The following is a 20,402-nucleotide window of genomic DNA, read 5'->3' on the forward strand; positions in this document are numbered from 1 at the left end:
CGTCGCGGAATCTCTCCTGTTCCGCACACCGTTCAAAGGAACCACCATGTCGCTTGCCAGCCGTTTTTCCCGCCGCCCGCTCCTGGGCGCCGCCGCCGTTGCCGCCACCGCCTCGCTGGCCCTTACCGGCTGCGTTGCCGGTGAGGATTCCGAAGCCACCGCCGCCCAGGGCACCGGCGACGGCGTGCTCAACATCGACTTCGCCACCTACAACCCGCTGAGCCTGGTCATCAAGGAAAAGGGCTGGCTGGAGGCCACCTTGGCCGACGACGGTGTCGAGGTGAACTGGGTGCAGTCGGCCGGTTCCAACAAGGCCAACGAGGCGCTGCGCTCCGGGGCGGTCGACGTCGGATCCACCGCCGGTTCCGCGGCGCTGCTTGCCCGCGCCAACGGCTCGCCGATCAAGACCATCAGCCTCTTCTCGCAGCCGGAATGGGCGGCCCTCGTGGCGCTGCCCGACTCCGGCATCGAGTCCGTCCAGGACCTCAAGGGCAAGTCGGTGGCCGCCACCAAGGGCACCGACCCCTACTTCTTCCTGCTGCAGTCCCTGGAAGAGGCCGGCCTCTCCGCCGACGACGTGACCGTGCAGAACCTGCAGCACGCCGACGGCCTGACCGCCCTGCAGCAGGGCTCCGTCGACGCCTGGTCTGGCCTGGATCCGATCATGGCCGGAGCCGAGCAGGACGGCGCCGAACTGTTCTACCGGAACTTGGACTTCAATACGTACGGTTTCCTGAACGCCACGGAGTCCTTCCTGGAGGAGGAACCAGAGCTGGCGCAGGCCGTGGTGAACGCCTACGAGAAGGCCCGCGCCTGGGCCGCCGAGAACCCCGCGGAAACCGCGCAGATCCTGGCCGATGTTGCCGCCCTGGACCTCGAGGTCGCCACCAAGGTGATCAGCGAGCGCAGCAACCTGGACGTGGAGGCCGCCCCGGGCGAGAAGCAGCGCGCGGTGCTGGAGAAGGTCGGTCCGGCGTTCGTCGAGACCGGCGACGTGAAGAGCCAGGCCGACATCGACGAGGCCCTCGCCACCCTGCTCGACGACTCGCTGGTGAAGAAGGCCGACCCGTCGGCCATCAAGGAATCCTAATGACTCACCTCGGCAATCCCGGCGCATCCGGCAACAGCGTTTACGCCACCAATCAGGAAGGCCTCGCGGCCACCGGCGTCCTCAAAACGGCGGGTGCGCCTGGGCCGGATCAGAACGGCCCCTCACCCCAGTCCCCGGCCAACGGATGGTCCCCGACCGGGGTGCTCGGCAACGGCTGGGCCCGCCTGCTCCTTGGCCTGCTGCTGCCCGCCGCCCTGCTCGCAGCCTGGCAGTGGAGCACATCCGCCGGCCTGTTCAGCTCGGTCCAACTGCCGGCACCGGGTGCGGTCATCGACGCCGCGGTCGACCTGATCCAGCGCGGCGAACTGGCCCAGCACGTGGCCATCTCCACCCAGCGCGTGCTGCTCGGCTTCGCCTTCGGTGCCGCCCTCGGCCTGGTCTTCGGCGCGCTGATCGGGCTGTCCAAGGTGGCCGATGTGCTGCTCTCCCCCACCATCGGGGCGCTGCGTGCGGTGCCGTCGCTGGCGTGGGTGCCGCTGCTGATCCTGTGGATGAAGATCGGCGAGGACTCCAAGGTCACGCTGATCCTGATCGGCGCGTTCTTCCCGGTGTTCACGACGGTCTCGCTGGCGCTGCGCCACGTGGACAGGAACCTGGTGGAGGCCGGCCGCGCCTTTGGACTCAAGGGCGTGAAGCTGCTGACCACCGTGCAGCTGCCGGCCGTGGTGCCCGCCGTGTTCTCCGGACTGCGGCTGGCCCTGGCACAGGCGTGGCTGTTCCTGGTGGCGGCGGAACTGATCGCCTCCTCCATGGGCCTGGGCTTCCTGTTGACGGATTCGCAAAACAACGGCCGCACCGACCGGCTGCTGCTGGCCATCGTCCTGTTGGCCATCATCGGCAAGATCACCGACGCGCTCCTGGGAGTTGCGGAGAAATGGGCAGTCAAGAGATGGGCATAGAAGTAGCCGAAACCGCCGGCGGTCGCCGCACCGCCGGAAGCACCGCCGTCGTGCTTGAAGAGGACCTGGCGCCCTACCGCGACCAGGTGACCGACTGGCCGGAGCCGCAGACCGAGGCCGAGCGGATTGCCTTCTGGGAGCGCGCGGCGGCCCGGCTTCAGTGGGCCGAGCCGTGGCACACCGCGCACTCCGCCACCCCGGTGGACACCGCGGGGCGGCGGGGACCGGAGCTGCGCTGGTTCGACGGCGGCAAGCTGAACGCCGCGGTCAATTGCGCCGACCGGCACGTCGCCGCCGGCCGGGGAGATAAGGTGGCGCTGCACTTCGAAGGCGAGCCCGGCGACCGCCGCACGGTGACCTACCGCGAGCTGCAGGAGCTGGTCTCGCAGGCCGCCAATGCGCTGCTGGCGCTGGGCGTCGGCAAGGGCGACCGGGTGGTCATCTACCTGCCGGTGCTGGTGGAAACGGTGGTCATCACCTTGGCCTGCGCGCGGATCGGGGCGGTGCATTCGCTGGTCTTCGGCGGCTTCTCCGCGGAGGCCCTGAGGTTCCGGGTGGAGGACACCGGCGCCAAGCTGCTGGTCACCACCGACGGCCAGTACCGCCGCGGCACCGCCGTCCCGGTCAAGGCCAACGCGGACGCGGCCGTTTCCGGCGACAACGCGATCGAGCACGTGCTGGTGATCAACCGCACCGGCCACACGGACATCAACTGGGTGGAAGGCCGCGACGTGTGGTGGCACGACGTCGTCGAGACGCAGCCGCGCGTCCACGAGGCCCAGGCGTTCGACGCCGAGACGCCGCTGTTCATCATGTACACCTCGGGCACCACCGGCCAGCCCAAGGGCCTGGTCCACACCACCGGCGGCTACCTGACGCAGGCCTCGTTCAGCCACTCGTACCTGTTCAGCAACCCGGACCCGGCCGCCCGCGAAGACGACGTGCACTGGTGCACCGCGGACCTGGCCTGGGTAACCGCGCACACCTACGAGATCTACGGGCCGTTGAGCAACGGCGTCACGCAGGTGATCTACGAGGGAGTACCGAACGCCCCGCACCCCGGCCGGCACTTCGAGGTGATCCAGCGCTACGGCGTGACCAGCTACTACACCGCGCCCACGCTGGTCCGGTCGCTCATGGGCTGGTTCCCGGACGGCATTCCCGCCGGGTACGACCTCAGCTCCATCCGCCTGGCCGGCACGGTGGGCGAGGCCGTGAACCCGGAGGCCTGGCGCTGGCTGCGCACCCAGGTGGGGCGGGATTCGCTGGTCGCCGGGGACCCGGCGTCGGGAGTGCCGATGGTGGATACGTGGTGGCAGTCGGAGACCGGGGCCACCGTGCTCTCGCCGCGCCAGACCGATACGTCCTTCAAGCCCGGCTGCGCCACCCGCGCCTTGCCGGGGCTGGCCACGGACATCGTGGACGACGGCGGCGCCCGGGTGGGTGCCGGGGAGCAGGGCAACATTGTGGTCACCAGCACCGGGCCGGCGATGGCCCGGACGGTGTGGGGCAATCCGGAGCGCTACTTCACGTCCTACTGGGAGAAGTACGCGGCGCAGGGCTGGTTCCTGGCCGGCGACGGCGCCCGCTTCGACGCCGACGGCGACACCTGGATCCTGGGCCGCACCGACGACGTCATCAACATCTCGGGGCACCGGCTGTCCACGATCGAAATCGAGTCCGCGCTGGTCTCACACCCGGCGGTGGTGGAGGCCGGCGTCTGCCCGACCTACGACGCCAAAACCGGACACGCCGCCACCGCCTTTGTGGTGCCGCGCGACAAGTCGCTGATCGGGGCGGCGGCCGGGGACGGGAAGTTGGAGCAGTCGGCGGAGGTTGCGGCCGGTGACTTGATTGCCGGGCAGGCCGAGGGACAGACGGCGGCGGCCGTGGAGGCCGCGGCAAAGCGGGCCGCCGCGGTTGCGGCCTTGCGGGAGCACGTGGCCACGCAGATCGGGCCGATCGCCAAGCCGCGCGATGTGGTGTTTGTGCCCGACGTGCCCAAGACCCGCAGTGGCAAGATCATGCGCCGGCTGCTGACCCAGTTGTTCGAGGGGACGGAGCTGGGCGACACGACCAGCCTGCAGAACGAGCCCTGCATCGCGCAGATCCAGGCAATCTGCGACGCACGGTAAAGTTTTCCGCCTTCACTGGTCAGGGCTGTCCATGTCTTGGCTGACCGCTGAGCGTTTTCCCTAGTCAGCGCCAGAGGCCGCTCCAAAAGGTGGACAGTTGCTGCAGAACTTGGACAGCCGGCCTGCCGCCTGCATGACTCCGGGGGTAACCTCTGGCGCTCAGGCAACACGCCGCAACATCGTCATGACCTCGGCGACAACGTTCTGGGGCGTAAAGACGAGATCCTCGTACACGTACCGCAAGGTTGGAAACCCGCTGAGCATGCCGGCGTTGTTCCTTTTGCGGTCCTTCTTGAAAGTCGCCCGGTTCCAGTGGAAGTCGAACCCATCGAGCTCAATGATGATTCGGCCTTCCACCACCATGTCCACTCGTCCAAGCCCCTGAATCGGCACCTGGGTTTCCACCCGAAGCCCGACCGTGCGGAACAGGTCGCGGGCGATAATCTCGAGCGGCGAATCGGCGTCGTCACCGATGCTCAAAACGACTGCCCGACGCATGCCGTTGCGTTTGCCAGGAAGCAGCTCCACCAGTTCGGCTTTGGTGACGACACCCCTGCGCACGGCCGATTCTGCTAAGACCAACGCCTCCAGCCGAGGCCGGCATCGGATGGCGTGCAGTACGCAGTCCAGGATGCTCACGTAGCTCCCAAGCCGCTGCCTCCCCAGCAGTTCGCCTCGGTGCTGGACAGTGGACGGCGGCTGCCGGCTATGGAGCGTCCACAGGTGCAGTTGATCCGGGTCTTTGATCGTCCAAAGCCCTAGTTCCCGAGCCGCTGAAATGCAGGTAATTAGTCCGTTGGCCAGCACGGCTACGCGTACGTTCGCATCAGCCTTCTCCGTACCGACGATTCCTTGGCGGAGCACAGTGATCGCGCCGTTCTTCACGGCTGCCTGAATCTGGTCCCGGCTGAAACCGCAGCGGGCCAGTTCGCTGGCCGGGAGTGTTCCACCGCGCCGTTCAACGTAACCAGCTATCGCCTCGTCCATATCCACGAGCATGGAGGCTGCGGCCGCGGACAGCTAGATCGCCGCACTCCCTGTGGAAAACGTAATGAGTGGCCTCGGCAGACCTTGGGATCTAGAGAGGTGGGCGTGCCTCTACAGGATGTGGCGCACCACGACGTGTGCGTCAGTAGCGGCCACCGAATTGGTAGATCTGCGTACGGACCTTGTCCCGGTGCTCCTCCATCAAGGCTTCCTTCGCGGCCCCGGCTTGCCAGGCTGAACGGAGCCAGCGGACCGCCGCGGCCAGGCCATGGAAAGTGGCGGTTGCGAAATTCCCGTCAGCGCTCAAGACGCCAGTCCGTGTAGCCGCGTGCACCGGCTGCGACAGGCTCAAGGGCGCGTCTGCATTGCTCGGGCGAGCGGTGGCAGTGGCCGGACGGCCCGTCGCAGTCGTGGGACGGACCAAGCCGGCCGCGGACTGGCTGGAGCGGTAGGTCCGGTCATCGACGTCGAGGAAGTGCGGGGCATGAGTTGAAGTAGTCATGGATTCAGAATCCGCGCATCGGCCATCGCCGGCCACGATTCGGTCCAGCCCGAATCCTCGACCGGCGTAACCGGCAACCTTACGCTGTTTTCATGCACATTACGCTCAGCAGCGAGGACCTCACCAAGGTCCGGTTCGAGGCGGCGCCGCTGGGCGAAACCGTCGCCAGTTTGCGCGCCCTGCAGGTGGGCACTCCTATCCACCGCCCATGGATCGAGGCCACCAAGCGGCGCATCGCCGAGTCGGCCGATCCACAAGCCCGCGCGCACCTGCGCCTGCTGACTGCGCTGGTTCCACCGAAGGGCTTCCTGGCCGACTCCATCACGCCCACCCCCAAGCACCAGGCCACCTTCGCGGAAGGACTAGCCGCCGTCGCCGAGGTTGCGCCGGAGCTGTGGCAGCGCGACGTCACCCACCTGCTGGCCCAGAACCCGGCCGACTACGCGCGCGGGGAACTGCAGCAGCTGGCGGAGGATATCGACGCGGGCATCCCGCGCATCACCACAGCCCTCGAATGGTACTGGGGCACCGCCGTCGAGCCGGTATGGCCGCGCCTGCGGTCCGTGCTGCTGGCCGATATCGACAGCCGGCTGGCCCAGCTGGCGCGCGACGGCATCCTGGAAGTGTTCAAGAGCCTGCACCCCAGCGTCCGTCCCACTCCCACCGGCCTGGAAATCATGCGCGGCTGTGAGGCCGACGACGTGCCCGAACCCGGCGGTGGGCTGCTGCTGGTGCCCAACGCGTTCGTCTGGCCCAACACCTTGGTGCTCAACGTGCGGCCGTTCGTGCCCACGCTGACCTACGCGCCACGCGGCGTCGGCCGGCTGTGGGAAGCCAGCCGCGAGGCGACGCACAGCCCGGTGGCGCGGCTGCTCGGCAAGACCCGGGCGCAGATCCTCGCCCAACTCGATGTCCCGATGACGACGACGCAGCTCGCCCGCTGCCTGGACCTCGCCGCCGGGACGGTCAACGAACATCTCAAGGTCATGTCCGAGAGCGGTTTGGCGGCCACCATGCGGTCGGGCCGCGAAGTGTTTTATCGGCGGGCCGAAACAGGCGAAGCGCTGCTGGCCCGGCTGTAGAGACCGGGCACGACCCCGGGACTGTCCACGTTTTGCGGGAGGCTTTTGCGTTTGTCCTAGTCAGCGCCAGACTCCGCTCCAAGACATGGACAGTTCCTGCTGAACGTGGACAACCGGTCACGTTCAGCAGCGCCCGTTCCTCGGCGGGGTGGCCCCCCGTTCCTTGGCGGGGTGGGTCAGGGTTCCTTGGCGGGGTGGGGCTATTCGTCGCGGGCGACGGTGCGCTTCCGTCCAGGGGTAGCCCCGGCCGGCGCCGGTGCGGCGCCGGCTCGGCTACCCGCCTAGTCCTCCCGCAGGGCGCGCACCAGCGAGTCGAACCTTTCGTTGCCCGCCAGGTCCTCGATCAGGACGGCCTTTCCGTCCGGCCCGGCCAGCGGGATCCTCCAGTTCGGGTACTCGTCCGCGGTGCCCGGCTGGTTCTGGGTCCGCCTCTCCCCCACGGCGTCGGTGAGGGCAACGCCCAGCAGCACCGAAGGGGTCTGGGCGATAAACGCGTGAAGGGCCTCAACGGTGCGTTGTTCGGAGGTGGCGCCGGCGCCGTCGTCGTGCTCCGCAGCCGGCACCCGCGAGCGCACCAGGGAAAGCACCGCCTCTTGGGCCGCCTGGTCCAAAGCCCGTTCCTCCTCGACCGGACGGTTCAGCAGGCCCAGTGATTCGCGCAGGTCCACGTGCTCGCCGGCAAGGTAGCCGGCGGTGGGCGGCAGGTCGTGCGTGGTGACGCTCGTGAGGCAGGAGCGACGGTACCCCTCCGGCGGGCGGGGGCTGGCGCCGTCGTACTCGAACCACAGGATGGAGGTGCCCAGGATGCCGCGCTCTGCCAGGTAGTCCTGCACCCCCGGCTCGAAGACCCCGAGGTCCTCGCCGATGACGACGACGCCGGCCCGTTCCGCTTCCAAGGCGAGGATGCCGATCAAGGCCTCGTGGTCGTAATACACGTAGGAACCTTCGCCGGGAGGGCCGCCGACGGGGATCCACCACAGCCGGAACAGGCCGAGGATGTGGTCCACCCGGATGCCGCCGGCGTGCCGCAGGATGGTCCGCAGCATGTCCCGGTAGGCGGCATAGCCGGATTCCGCCAAGCGGCGGGGATGCCACGGCGGCTGGGACCAGTTCTGGCCCTGCTGGTTGAACATGTCCGGCGGCGCGCCCACCGAGATTCCGGGGGCCAGGACGTCGTGCAACATCCAGGCGTCGGCGCCGGTCGGATGGACGCCGACCGCGAGGTCATGCATGATCCCGATGTTCATTCCGGCTTCGACGGCGCGGCGTTGCGCCGCCTCGAGTTGCTCGTCGCACAGCCACTGCAGCCACTGGTGGAACTCGATGCGGTCCTTCAGCGCGCTGCGCTGCGACTCGATGAACGCAGGGTCCGACCACTCGGGAGCGCCTGGCGGAAGGGTTTCGGAGAGCGCGCACCACAGGGCAAAGCGCTCCAGCCCCTCGCCCTCGTGACTGCGGAACTCCTCGAATCGCTGCTGCCGTTCCGCGGATCGGGGCACCGCATAGACCGCTTCCAGCGCCTCCAGTTTGGCCGCAAAAATAGGGTCGCGGTCCAGAATGCCGGTGTCCAGGTTCACCTCGTGGAAGTTGTTGGTCAGCGGGAGGTCCTTGGATTCCGGCACGTCCTCAACCCGCAGGTAGAGCGGATTGACGAACCGGCGCGTTGTGGGCAGGTAGGGCGAGGGCTCCACCGGCGGCATGGGTTGTGCCGCGTGCAGCGGGTTGATCAGGACGAAGCCGGCACCCTTGGCGGCGGCCGTTTCAGAGAGGCGGGCTAGGTCCGCGAGATCACCGATGCCCCAGGACGACCGCGAGCGCACCGAGTACAGCTGTGCCATCAGGCCCCAGGTCCGGGGAAGCTTGTCGGCGGTGGTGAGCCGCCGCGGGGTGACCACCAGCGCGCACTGTGCCAGGCTGCCGGATGGTTCCGCGGCCGCGCCGGTTCGGGTCGCCGTCGCTTCCGACAGTTCCGCGACCTCCAGCGTGTGCCAGCCCAGCGGGAGGTCGGCCGGCACAACCGCCGCGAAACGTCCGCCCGGATCACCTTCGGCGCCAGACCTGCCGGACACCACCTCGACGTCGCGCGAAGACCCGTCCTCCAACAGGACCCTGGCCCGCGGGCGGAGGCCCGCGCCGACATTGACTGGAGCCTCGGTGGCGGTGCCTTGGCGAAGGACGACGGCGGGCGGCAGCGTGCGCTGCAACGGCTCGAGCTCGGCGGCACGGAGGGATGCGGCGACATCGTCGTCGGTTGCGCAGGGGACGTCCAGCGCGGTGAGGACGGCAACCAGGGTCGCCGGTCCGACTTCTTTCTCGCCGCCGTCCCAACCGCGGAAAGTAATGCCGACACCGTGTTCCTGTGCGAGGCGCTGCAACGCCGAGAGCTCAGCCATAGACCCAATCTACGGGAACTACGCGGACCTTCGCCGGGAGGTCGGCGCAACCGGCAGGCTCACAGCAGGCGCGGTTCCCGTCCCACTCGCGGCCGGGCACCGCCGTCGTGCTGGGCATGCGCAGCTCCAACCGAAGGCGTGCGCCGGCAAGGCCGCCATGGGCGCCCAAACCGGGCACCGCCGTCGTGCTGGGAATTTTTGGACAGGACGCAACGCGGCTCAACATTTTTTGGCGCCGCGGCAGTTGGTTGCGAGAATGGACGCGACCATCCCGAGCGGTTGAGAGATCTGGCTCTTTGACACCGCAGCAACCATCCGGCCTACCGGAAAGGTGCTACCGCCAGAAGCGATGGAGAGAGCGCAAGCAATCTTTGATCCGGACGACGCCCGCGCGGTGCCGCCAGGACCGTCATTGCCCGGGAATCCTAGTTTTGAAGGAGCAACCGCCTGATGGCTGAACGCACATTCGGTTTCCGCACCCGTGCCCTGCACGCCGGCGGCACGCCCGACGCCGAGCACGGTGCCCGGGCCGTACCGATCTACCAGAGCACCTCGTTCGTGTTCAAAGACACCGACGACGCCGCCAACCTCTTCGCGCTGCAGAAGTACGGCAACATCTACTCCCGCATCGGCAACCCCACGGTCGCCGCGTTCGAGGAGCGCATCGCCTCGCTCGAGGGCGGCATCGGCGCGGTGGCCACGTCCTCGGGCATGGCCGCCGAGTTCATCACTTTCGCCGCCCTCGCCGGGGCGGGCGACCACATCGTGGCGTCGTCCAAGCTCTACGGCGGCACCATCACCCAGCTGGACGTGACGCTGCGCCGGTTCGGCGTGGAGACCACGTTTGTCGACTCCAACGACCCGGCCGACTTCGCCGCGGCCATCGGCGAGAACACCAAGGCCGTCTACACGGAGATCGTGGCCAACCCCTCCGGCGACATCGCCGACCTGGCGGGGCTGGCCGCCGTGGCGCACGACGCCGGAATCCCCCTCGTCGTGGACGCCACCTTGAGCACGCCCTACCTGATCCGCCCGATCGAGCACGGCGCGGACATCGTGATCCACTCCGCCACCAAGTTCCTCGGCGGCCACGGCACCACTCTGGGCGGCGTCGTCGTCGAATCCGGCCGTTTCAACTGGGGCAACGGCAAGTTCCCGCAGATGACCGACCCGGTGCCCAGCTACGGCAACGTGTCCTGGTGGGGCAACTTCGGCGAGTACGGCTTCCTCACCAAGCTCCGGTCCGAGCAGCTGCGCGACATCGGCCCGTCGCTGTCCGCGCAGTCCGCGTTCCAGTTGCTGCAGGGCGTGGAAACGCTGGCCCAGCGGATGGACGAGCACCTGGCCAACGCCCGCACGGTGGCCGAGTGGCTGGAAGCCGACGAGCGCGTCTCCTGGGTCAGCTACGCCGGCCTGCCCGCGCACCCGCACTACGAGCGGGGCAGGAAGTACCTGCCCAAGGGCGTGGGCTCCGTGTTCAGCTTCGGCGTCAAGGGCGGCCGCACCGCCGGCCAGAAGTTCATCGAGTCGCTGCAGCTGGCCAGCCACCTGGCCAACATCGGCGACGCCCGCACCCTGGTGCTGCACCCGGGATCGACGACCCACCAGCAGCTCACCGCCGACCAGCTGGTGGCTGCCGGCGTGCCGGAGGACCTGATCCGCATCTCCGTAGGCCTGGAAGACGTGGACGATATCCTCTGGGACCTGGACCAGGCGCTGGCCGCCTCGCAACAAGCAGGCGCCGAGCACGGCCCCAGCCGTGACCATGAGGACGACGCGTTCAACACCTCCGAGTTCGCCTCGCCCAGCTATGCCGGCGAGTCCTGCACGATCCCGGCAGCGCGTGCCGCCCGGACAGAGCCCGGAACGCGCGTGGTCGAGTCCGTGGAAGAACTGATCGAAGCCGAAGAAGGAGCCGCCAAGTGACCGCGACACCAGAACGCACCTGGATCGGCCCGTCCGCCGCGGAGCGGCTGAACATCCTGCGCAACACCAAGTCCATCGCCATCGTCGGCGCCTCCGACAAGCCGAGCCGGGCCAGCTACTTCGTGGCCACGTACCTGCTGTCCAGCTCGCCGTACAAGGTCTACTTCGTGAATCCGGTGGCCAAGGAAATCCTCGGCCAGCCGGTCTACAAGTCGCTGGCGGACCTGCCCGAGGTACCGGACCTGGTGGACGTGTTCCGCAAACACGACGACCTGCCCACAGTGCTGGAGGAAACGCTGGCCGTCGGCGCCAAGACCATCTGGCTTCAGCTGGGTTCCTGGCACGAGGAGGTCGCGGCCAAGGCCGAGGCCGCCGGGCTGAACGTGGTGATGGACCGCTGCGTGAAGATCGAGCACGCCCGCTTCCACGGCGGGCTGCACCTGGCCGGCTTCGACACCGGCGTGATCTCCTCCAAGCGGCAGCTGACCGCCTAGGCGGGCCTCCCGGAGCGGCTTCCCCGAACGACTAAGCTACGGTGCACTAACGACGGCGGAGGGCCAGCATGGCCAGCCCCGGCGGTCACGCCTGACCCGCCGCCCGCGCCTAGCCCGCCGGCCGCGAAAAGCCCGCCCCTTGTCCCCGGGCCTCCCACGTGGAGGGCCGGGGCACGCGGCGGGTTTTTTCCTGCCCGCAAGTAGCTAGAAGAAGCCTTCAAGGATTTCCCCAAGGTCCTCATCGGATGCTGTGGCCAGCCACACATTACTCGACCAGGGGGAGTCACCGTGTTTACTGCACCAACCGATCCACAACCAAGGAGGGGCACCGAACGTGCCCAAAGGGGGAAGCCATCCTTCCCCCAAAAAGTTACGGCCGGGCTCGCCGCGCTCGTGTTGGGCGCGGGCGTATTGCCCTCCGCCCTCGCCCCCGCGGCGTTGGCAGCGCCGGTAGGCCAGGGCCTGACCCTCAATGCCGGGGACATGAGGTTCATCCTGAAGCAAATCAAGATCGCGGAGAACCACGCCACCAAGGAAGACGCCGACGGCAATCCCGTGCCGGGCCAGCCGCTCCTCGGCCCCGGCCCCAACCAGATAGCCAATCCGCTGCTGCCCTACGGGCTGCGCAGCGTGGACGGGTCCGATAACAACCTGGTGCCCAACCAGGGGCACTTCGGCGCCGCCAGCCTGCCCTTCCCGCGCCTGGCAGAACCGGAATGGCGGACCACAGCCGGGGGCCAGTCGTACAAGTCGGTCAACGTTCCGATGCTCCGGGACGCGGACCCGCGCTTCGTCAGCAATGTCATCGTGGACCAGACCTCCACCAATCCGGCCGCTATCGCTGCGGCCGGCAAGGCGCACCGGACGGTGAACGACGGCCCGACGGCGGTTCCCTGCGACGCCGAGGGCCGGCCCCTGAACTGCGTGCCCGAAGGCGAGACACTCGACATCCCGAATGTCACCACCGACTTTGGGCTCTCGCCGCCATACAACGGCTTCTTTGCCCTGTTCGGGCAGTTTTTCGACCACGGCATCGACTTCACCAAGAAGACCAACAACGTCGTCATGATGCCCCTGGCTAAGGACGATCCACTGTATGTCGAGGGATCGCCCACGAACTTCATGCTGCTCAACCGGGCGGAGAACCAGCCCGGCCCCGACGGCAAACTCGGCACCGACGACGATGTCCAGGACGCCACGAACACGGACTCTCCGTGGGTAGACCAGAGCCAGACCTACGGTTCGAACCCGTCCCATCACGTCTTCCTCCGGGAGTATGAGCTCAACGAGGAGGGCGACCCGGTCTCGACCGGCGAGCTGGCCGAAGGCGCCCCCGGCGGCATGGCCACCTGGGCGGACATCAAGACCCAGGCCGAGTCGATGCTCGGCCTGAAGCTCTCCGACGCCGACGTCGTTAATATCCCGATGCTGGCCACCGACCAGTACGGGCGCTTCCTGCGCGGCCCCAACGGGCTGCCGCAGTACATCACGCAGGACAAGCAGTTCGTGGAAGGGAACCTGGAAAGCCCCGTTGCGCCGCCGGAGAATGTCCAGCGGATCGGCATCGCGTTCCTGGACGATATTTCCCACTTCGCGGCTCCGTTCGACTCGCGCGGCACGGCCCTGGCACCCGACGGGGACGACGGCATCACCCCCACCAGCGGCCGGCAGGACCCGGGCACCTATGACGACGAAATGCTCAACGCGCACTTCGTTGCCGGCGACGGCCGCGTGAACGAGAACATCGGACTCACCGCCGTCCACCAGGTCTTCCACTCGGAGCACAACCGGCTGGTCACCTACATGGAAGAACTGCTGACGTCGCTGAACCTGGACCTGAACGAGTGGAAGCTCCCGAATGGCGAATGGAACGGGGAGCGCCTCTTCCAGGCCGCACGGTTCGTCACGGAGATGGAGTACCAGCACATCGTCTTCGAGGACTTCGCGCGCAAGATCCAACCGGGCATCAATCCGTTCAACGTCTTCACCCAGGCGGACACGGCGATTGACCCGGCGATTGAGGCGGAGTTCGCCCACGCGACCTACCGGTTCGGGCACTCCATGCTGACGGACGCGGTGGACCGGAAGACCAACAGCGGCGCCGACATCGGCCTGCCGCTGCTGGACGCGTTCCTGAATCCACCGGCCTACTACGCCAACGGGGACAGCACGATGACTCCCGAGCAGGCCGCAGGCGCGATCGCGATGGGCATGACCGACCAGGTGGGCGCAGAACTCGACGAGTTCGTCACCGACACGTTGCGCAACAGCGTGCTGGGCCTGCCCCTGGACCTGGCCGCGCTCAACATTGCCCGCGGCCGGGAGACCGGCGTTCCATCGCTGAACAATTTCCGCAAGGACCTCTACGCGAAGACGAGTGAGTCGTCCCTGAAGCCTTACAGCAACTGGGTGGACTTCGGGCAGGCGCTGAAGCATCCGGATTCGGTGGTCAACTTCATGGCCGCTTACGGCACGCACCCCAGCATCACCGAGGCGACGACCATCGATGCCAAGCGCGCGGCGGCGCAGAAGCTCTTCGACATGAGCCCCGACCCGGCGGCAGAAACTCCGGCCGATGCCTACGACTTCGTCAACAGCAGCGGCGAGTGGGCGAACGACGGCGCCGCCTCCAAGACCGGCCTCGACACGGTCGACCTGTGGGTGGGGGGCCTGGCTGAAGCCCAGAATCTCTTCGGCGGGCTGCTCGGCTCCACGTTCAACTACATCTTCGAACGCCAGATGACGGACCTGCAGGACGGGGACCGGCTCTACTACCTGTCCCGCACCTCAGGACTGAACCTGCGGGCCCAGCTCGAAGGCAACTCGATGGCCGAGCTGGTGATGCGCAATACCGACGCCGCTTCACTCAAGGCGGATGTCTTCGGCGTCGCCGACTGCGAGTTCGAGATGGGCAACATCGTCGGCACCACGGGCAACAATGTGGCCGATGATCCCACCTCCGCCTGTGACGAGTCGGCCCTGCTGCTCCGGATGGCGGACGGCACCATCCGCTACCGCGTCTCCAACAGCGTGGACCGTCCGGGCCTGAACGCCCAGGCGACCTACAACGGCAAGGACGACGCCGGCGGCGCCGACGGGACGGACCGGATCTGGGGCGGCGTCGACAACGACACCGTCTGGGGCAACGGCGGCGATGACATCATCGAAGGCAACGACGGCGCGGACACCCTCCTGGGCGGCGCCGGCAACGACCGGATCACCGACTCCCACGGGGACGACGTGCTCAAGGGCGGGCCGGGCAACGACGCGATCGACGCCGGCCCCGGACTGGACGTCATCATGTCGGGCGACGGGGACGACTTCTCCAACGGCGGGCTCAACGGCAACCAGACCTTCGCCGGCGAGGGCAACGACCTGGTGATAGCCGGCGACGGACCGGACACGGTGTTCGGCGGCGGCGGCGATGACTGGCAGGAAGGCGGTAACGCCAACGACCTGCTTCAGGGCGACAGCGGCGCACCGTTCTTCGACGACATCAACAACCCCGGCCACGACGTCCTCATCGGCGACAGCGGCGAGGACGACTACGACGCCGAGGGCGGTGACGACATCATGGTCGCCGGCCCCGGGATCGAGCGCAATCACGGGGTCTACGGCTTCGACTGGGTGACCCACGCACGGTCCGTGGAAGTGGCCGATTCCGATATGCGCATGGTCATCGTGGAGGGCCCCAAAGCCCTCAAGGACCGGTTCCTGCTGGTCGAGGCCCTCTCTGGTTGGGACAAGGACGACGTCTTGCGCGGCGATGACATCGTCCCGTCAGAGCCCGACGATGAGGTCGCCGTGCCAGGCCTCAGCAATGCGCTCGACGCAGAGGGCATTAAGCGGATCGCCGGCCTGGCCGACCTGCTGCCCGCCGGTGCCACAGATTTCGGCGCCGGCAACATCATCATCGGCGGCTCCGGCAGCGACCAGATCTGGGGCAACGGCGCGGATGACATCATCGATGGGGACAAGTGGCTGAACGTGCGGCTGAGCGTTCGCGACGCACAGGGCGCTGAACTGCGGTCTGTCACCACCCTGAAGAGCATTCAGGCCGACATCATGGCCGGCAGGATCGACCCGGGCGACGTGGTCATCGTGCGGGAAATCCTCAACAGTGCGGCTCCCACCGACATCGACACCGCCAACTTCTCCGGCGCACTCGATGAATACGACATCACCACCGTCGACGGAGTCACAACCGTGGCCCATGTCCGCGGCACCGGGGACGACGGCACCGACACTATCACCAATGTCGAGCGCCTCCGGTTCACCGACCAGACCGTTGACCTCACGGCCCCGAAAGATACCGAGGCACCTACGGTGACGGACCGCGCTCCCGCTGCCGGGGCAACCGACGTGGCAGTCGGGGTCGACATCACGGCGACCTTTAGCGAGGACGTCCAAGGGATCTCCGGGACAACGGCCACGTTGACGGCCGCGGAAGCAACGGCACCGACCGCCGCCACCGTGACCTACGATCCGGTGACCCGAACGGCGACGCTTGACCCGGTGCCGGACCTGGCGACCGACACGGTCTACACCGTTGCGCTCACCAACGGCATCCGGGACGCGGCGGGCAACCCCCTCACTGCCACCAGCTGGACGTTCACCACTGCCGGAGCGGCTCCATCGGTGACCGGGCGCAGCCCGGAGGCGAACGCCACGAACGTGGCCACCAACAGCAACATCACCGCCACCTTCAGCGAACCGGTCACCGGAGTCGACGGCACCACCTTCCGGGTCACGAACGCGGCCGGCACGGCAGTGACCGCAAGCGTCAGCTACGACGATGGGACCCGGACGGTTACCCTCGACCCCGCCAACCTGCTGGCCAACCGCACCTATACCGTGCAGCTGACCAGCGGCATCCGGGATCTGCAGGGCAATGCCCTGCCGGCCACTACGTGGAACTTCTCCACCGAGGCCGCACCGGTTATCACCGAACGGACGCCGGCGGTGAACGCAACCGACGTGGCCACCAACAGCAACATCACCGCCACCTTCAGCAAACCGGTCACCGGAGTCAACGGCACCACCTTCCGGGTCACCAACGCGGCCGGCACGGCAGTGACCGCAACCGTCAGCTACGACGCTGCAACCCGGACGGCCACCGTCAACCCGAACGCCAACCTGCTGACCAGCCGCACCTACACCGTGCAGTTAACCAGCGGTATCCGGGACCTTTCGGGTAACCCGATCACGGCCACCACGTGGAATTTCACCACCGAGGCCGGGCCGTCCATCACCGGACGGACCCCGGCCGTGGACGCCACCAACGTGGCCACCAACAGCAACATCACCTCCACGTTCAGCAAACCGGTCACCGGAGTCAACGGCACCACCTTCCGGGTCACCAACGCGGCCGGCACGGCAGTGATCGCTAGCGTCAGCTACGACGCTGCAACCCGGACGGCCACCGTCAACCCGAACGCCAACCTGCTGACCAGCCGCACCTACACCGTGCGGCTGACCAACGGCATCACGGACTCAACGGGTAACCCGATCACGGCCACCACCTGGAACTTCACCACCGAAGCCGCGCCGGCCATCGCCGGACGGACGCCGGCGGTGAACGCCGCTAATACGGCCACCAACCGGAACCTGGCGGTGACGTTCAGTGAACCGGTCCGGGGCGTCAGCGCCAGCACGGTGACGTTGAGGACCGCCGCGGGCACGCTCGTACCGGCGACGGTCAGCTACGACGCTGCGAAGCGCACGGCCACGCTGAAGCCCAAGGCGATCCTGCCCAGCAGCACCCGGTTCACGGTGAGCCTCAGCAACGGCATCACGGATGTCAACGGCAACCGCCTGGCGGCCTCCAGCTGGAGCTTCACGACGGAAGGCCGGCCCACGGTGTCCAAGCGGACACCCGCAGCCGGTGCCAAGTCGATCAGCCGGAGCGGCAACGTCTCCGTGACGTTCAGCAAGGCAGTCTCCGGCGTCAGCGGCTCCAGCTTCAAGCTGGTCGACAGCAAGGGCAAAACGGTCTCAGCCAAGGTCAGCTACAACTCGCGGACCCGGACGGCAACGCTGAATCCGTCGAGCAACCTGAAGGCTAATGCCAGCTACACAATTCGGCTGAGCAGCAGCATCAAGGATGCCTCGGGCAACCGGCTGTCGGCCACCAGCTGGTCCTTCCGGACCGGACGGTAGATAACCGCCTCAACCAGTAAAGAGTCCAGGCTTCGGAGCAATCCGGGGCCTGGCCTCTTGCGTGCCGGGAGCCCCGGGCTCACGCTAGCCACCGCGTCCCGTCCGGCGGGATGACAGAAGCCGCGCCACAGCTTGTTGGGGGGATAAGCTGTGGCGCGGCTTCCTCATCTACGTAATCGCGGCCGGCTACGGAAAGGTTACGGGTGCGGCGAAACTTCTTGAAAAAGTTTTCGGGCGCCGCCGGCCGTGGGCACAATCAGTGCGCCGAGACGATCTCCACGGCGCTGGCGAGCCGCCGGTTTTTCAGCACCGGCAGGAACTCGCGCACTTCGTCGATCCGGCGCCTGGTCACGTCAACGGTGACCACGCCGCGGAGTTCATCGTCCAGGAAGGCCTTCGGAATGCCCATCGGGTCCAGGATGGCCGAATGCCCCACGGTGTTGGTGCTCGAGGTCCCGGCCGCGGCCACCCAGCAGGTGTTCTCGATGGCACGGGCGCGCAGCAGCGTTTCCCAGTGGTCGATCTTGTGGTCTCCCTTGAACCAGGCGGCCGGCACGCACAGCAAGTCGGCGCCCTCCGACGCCAGAGCGCGGGCGAGCTCGGGGAAGCGCAGGTCGTAGCAGGTGAGCACCCCGATATTCAGGTCGCCCAGCTGCACGATCTTCAGGCCGCCGTCGCCGGGCTTGATCCGCTTGGACTCCTGGTAGGAGAACGCGTCGTAGAGGTGGAGCTTGCGGTAGGTGTCGACGATCCGGCCCGTGGCATCGACGATCACGAGCGTGTTGTACGGCCGTTCCTCGCCGCTGGATTCGTAGCCACCGGCGATGATCGCGATGCCGACTTCGGCGGCGATGAAGGACAGCTGCTGCACGAACTTGGTCCAGTTGGCGTCGACGGCCGCGGCCAGGTCGCCCTCGACGTGCCGCACGGTGAACATCGATTCCTCGGGAAACACGACCAGCTCGGCGCCGTCGGCCTTGGCTTCTTCCGCGAGTGAGCGCACCGTCTGGAGGTTCTCCGTCACCTCCCCGCTGGGGTTGAGCTGTCCGACGCTGATCTTCATAACGCGCTCCCGTCTTGATGGCGGTGTGTGTCCTTCCAGCCTACCTAAGACCAACTTGCCCGGCGCTTCCGCGGGCGCAGCGGATTCACCGCCCGACGGCGGCGGGCGGCTTCAGCGGGTATCGGCGCCACTCCTTGGGCCGACTTGCCGAGGGCCTTGCCAGGCCTTGGCCGGGAGCGCTTTGTGCGGCGTGCCCCGCCCGGACCCCGGCAGGGGTCAGTGGCTACCCGCGCAGCGCAGGATGGCTTCCACTGAGCGGTCGGCGTCTTCTTCCGTAGTGGACCAGTTGCTGACGCTGATCCGCATCGCGGCCTGGCCGTGCCATGTGGTCCCCGAAAGCCAGAGTGTTCCGTCCTCCTGCACCCGGCGCACCACCTCGCGGGTGAAGTCGTCCGGGTCCGAGCCGTCCTGCGGCGTGAACCGGACCAGCACCTGGTTGAGCACCACCTCGTTGAGGATCTGCACGCCGTCCGCCTCGGCCAGCCGTCCGGCCATCCGGGACGCCAGCGAACAGCAGCGCCCCACGAGGTCCGCCACCCCCTCGCGGCCGAGCGTCCGCAGCGCGGCGTAGGCCGGGAAGCCGCGGGCACGCCGGGAGAACTCCGGCACCCACGCGACCTCGTCCCGTTCGGCCCCGTACTCCAGATAGGCGGCATGCGGCGGGGACATCGTGCGCTGGTGCACCTCGGCGTCGCGGACAAAGGCCACGCCGGAGTCGTACGGGACGTTGAGCCACTTGTGCGCGTCGGTGGCCCAGGAGTCGGCCAGCTCCACGCCGTCCAACAGGTGCCGGTGATCCGGGCTGGCAGCGGCCCACAGCCCGAACGCGCCGTCGACATGAATCCAGGCGCCGTCCCGCCGTCGTACTCGTTCCACCGCCGGCCGGATGGGATCGAAGGAACCGGTGTTCACGTTGCCGGCCTGCAGGTTGACGATCAGCGGCATGTCGACGGGAACCCGGTCCAGCACGGCGTCGAGCGAGTCCAGCGTGATGCGGCCCTGCGCGTCGGTGTCCACCGAGTAGATCCTGCGGCGGCCCAAGCCCAGGTACTGAAGTGCGGTCAGCACGGTGCTGTGGGCTTCTTCCCCCACAACGACGGAGATCTCCGGCGCGCCGAACAGGCCGTCGCTGACCACGTCCCAGCCCGCGCGTTCCAGCACTGCCGTCCGTGCCGCGGCCAGGCAGGTGAAGTGTGCCATCTGGCAGCCGGTGACCAGCCCGAAGCCGGAGTCTTCGGGCAGGTTGAACAAGTCCAGCAGCCAGGCGCCCACGGCCTCTTCCACCACGGAGGCGGCCGGACCGGCCACGTACAGTCCGGCGTTCTGGTCCCAGGTGGAGGTGAGCCAGTCGGCGGCGAGCGCGGCCGGCTGGGCGCCGCCGATCACGAAGCCGAAGTAACGCGGACCTGCCATGGCCACGGCAGCCCGCCCGCCGACGTCGGCCAGGTGCTCAATGACCGCCTGCGGGTCTTCGCCCTGCCGTGGTAGTTCTCCCGCCAGCTCGCGGCGCAGGGCCGCCACGTTCAGCCCCGATTTCACCGGGCGTCCGGGCAGGGATTGCAGGTATTTTGTGGCCAGCTCGGCCGTCCGGCGGAGAAGTTCGTCGTCCCCCATGACGAGCATGTTACGCCGGGACCCTGCCTTGCGACAG

General features: G+C 67.8%; 12 protein-coding genes and 1 riboswitch. Of the genes, 7 read left to right on the top strand and 5 right to left on the bottom strand.

Annotation, left to right across the window (positions count from 1 at the left end; translation table 11 throughout):
* Nucleotides 1-46 precede the first annotated feature (46 nt).
* From AC5RVD_RS05640 to AC5RVD_RS05650, 3 genes are read left to right on the top strand one after another with little or no spacing between them, the layout of a single operon-like run.
* A complete protein-coding gene (locus tag AC5RVD_RS05640; RefSeq protein ID WP_494122239.1) occupies nucleotides 47-1,090 on the top strand; it encodes an aliphatic sulfonate ABC transporter substrate-binding protein in 1,044 nt (347 codons plus the stop codon).
* The gene (locus AC5RVD_RS05645; protein WP_494122240.1) at nucleotides 1,090-2,010 is read left to right on the top strand and encodes an ABC transporter permease; all 921 of its coding nucleotides are present in this window, start codon (nucleotides 1,090-1,092) and stop codon (nucleotides 2,008-2,010) included. Before AC5RVD_RS05640 ends, AC5RVD_RS05645 begins: the two co-directional genes overlap by 1 nt.
* Entirely contained in the window at nucleotides 1,986-4,145 is a 2,160-nt protein-coding gene (locus AC5RVD_RS05650; protein WP_494126317.1) for an acetate--CoA ligase, read from the top strand. The genes AC5RVD_RS05645 and AC5RVD_RS05650 overlap by 25 nt, the downstream gene beginning before the upstream one ends.
* Nucleotides 4,146-4,304: 159 nt before the next feature.
* On the opposite strand, the gene AC5RVD_RS05655 is transcribed toward AC5RVD_RS05650, so the two are convergent.
* Together AC5RVD_RS05655 and AC5RVD_RS05660 are read right to left on the bottom strand one after the other, a co-directional pair.
* Nucleotides 4,305-5,132 (bottom strand): endonuclease domain-containing protein, encoded by an 828-nt coding sequence (locus AC5RVD_RS05655; protein ID WP_494126318.1) that lies wholly within the window; start codon nucleotides 5,130-5,132, stop codon nucleotides 4,305-4,307.
* Nucleotides 5,133-5,274: 142 nt separating this feature from the next.
* The gene (locus AC5RVD_RS05660; protein WP_494126319.1) at nucleotides 5,275-5,634 is read right to left on the bottom strand and encodes a hypothetical protein; all 360 of its coding nucleotides are present in this window, start codon (nucleotides 5,632-5,634) and stop codon (nucleotides 5,275-5,277) included.
* A 92-nt stretch (nucleotides 5,635-5,726) separates the two neighbouring features.
* Between AC5RVD_RS05660 and AC5RVD_RS05665 the strand changes: the two genes are divergently transcribed.
* Complete coding sequence (locus tag AC5RVD_RS05665; RefSeq protein ID WP_494126320.1) at nucleotides 5,727-6,716, top strand: ArsR/SmtB family transcription factor; 990 nt, start codon at nucleotides 5,727-5,729, stop codon at nucleotides 6,714-6,716.
* A 281-nt stretch (nucleotides 6,717-6,997) separates the two neighbouring features.
* Here the strand turns inward: AC5RVD_RS05665 and malQ are convergent, their stop codons facing one another.
* Nucleotides 6,998-9,109: a 4-alpha-glucanotransferase gene (gene malQ, locus AC5RVD_RS05670; RefSeq protein ID WP_494126321.1), complete on the bottom strand. Its 2,112-nt coding sequence runs from the start codon at nucleotides 9,107-9,109 to the stop codon at nucleotides 6,998-7,000.
* Between the two features lie 263 nt (nucleotides 9,110-9,372).
* Nucleotides 9,373-9,465, top strand: a riboswitch (SAM riboswitch).
* Between the two features lie 94 nt (nucleotides 9,466-9,559).
* Here malQ and AC5RVD_RS05675 point away from each other — a divergent pair.
* From AC5RVD_RS05675 to AC5RVD_RS05685, 3 genes are all read left to right on the top strand, one after another.
* A complete protein-coding gene (locus AC5RVD_RS05675; protein ID WP_494126322.1) occupies nucleotides 9,560-11,035 on the top strand; it encodes an O-acetylhomoserine aminocarboxypropyltransferase/cysteine synthase family protein in 1,476 nt (491 codons plus the stop codon).
* Nucleotides 11,032-11,529: a CoA-binding protein gene (locus AC5RVD_RS05680; RefSeq protein WP_494126323.1), complete on the top strand. Its 498-nt coding sequence runs from the start codon at nucleotides 11,032-11,034 to the stop codon at nucleotides 11,527-11,529. The genes AC5RVD_RS05675 and AC5RVD_RS05680 overlap by 4 nt, the downstream gene beginning before the upstream one ends.
* Nucleotides 11,530-12,012: 483 nt before the next feature.
* Nucleotides 12,013-17,688: an Ig-like domain-containing protein gene (locus AC5RVD_RS05685; protein ID WP_494126324.1), complete on the top strand. Its 5,676-nt coding sequence runs from the start codon at nucleotides 12,013-12,015 to the stop codon at nucleotides 17,686-17,688.
* A 256-nt stretch (nucleotides 17,689-17,944) separates the two neighbouring features.
* Here the strand turns inward: AC5RVD_RS05685 and AC5RVD_RS05690 are convergent, their stop codons facing one another.
* Together AC5RVD_RS05690 and AC5RVD_RS05695 are read right to left on the bottom strand one after the other, a co-directional pair.
* Nucleotides 17,945-18,751, bottom strand: a complete 807-nt coding sequence (locus AC5RVD_RS05690) for a carbon-nitrogen hydrolase family protein (protein WP_494126325.1) — start codon at nucleotides 18,749-18,751, stop codon at nucleotides 17,945-17,947.
* A gap of 216 nt (nucleotides 18,752-18,967) precedes the next feature.
* Nucleotides 18,968-20,365, bottom strand: a complete 1,398-nt coding sequence (locus tag AC5RVD_RS05695) for a pyridoxal phosphate-dependent decarboxylase family protein (RefSeq protein WP_494126326.1) — start codon at nucleotides 20,363-20,365, stop codon at nucleotides 18,968-18,970.
* Nucleotides 20,366-20,402: the final 37 nt, after the last annotated feature.

Source organism: Arthrobacter sp. THG-b23, from assembly GCF_059091265.1.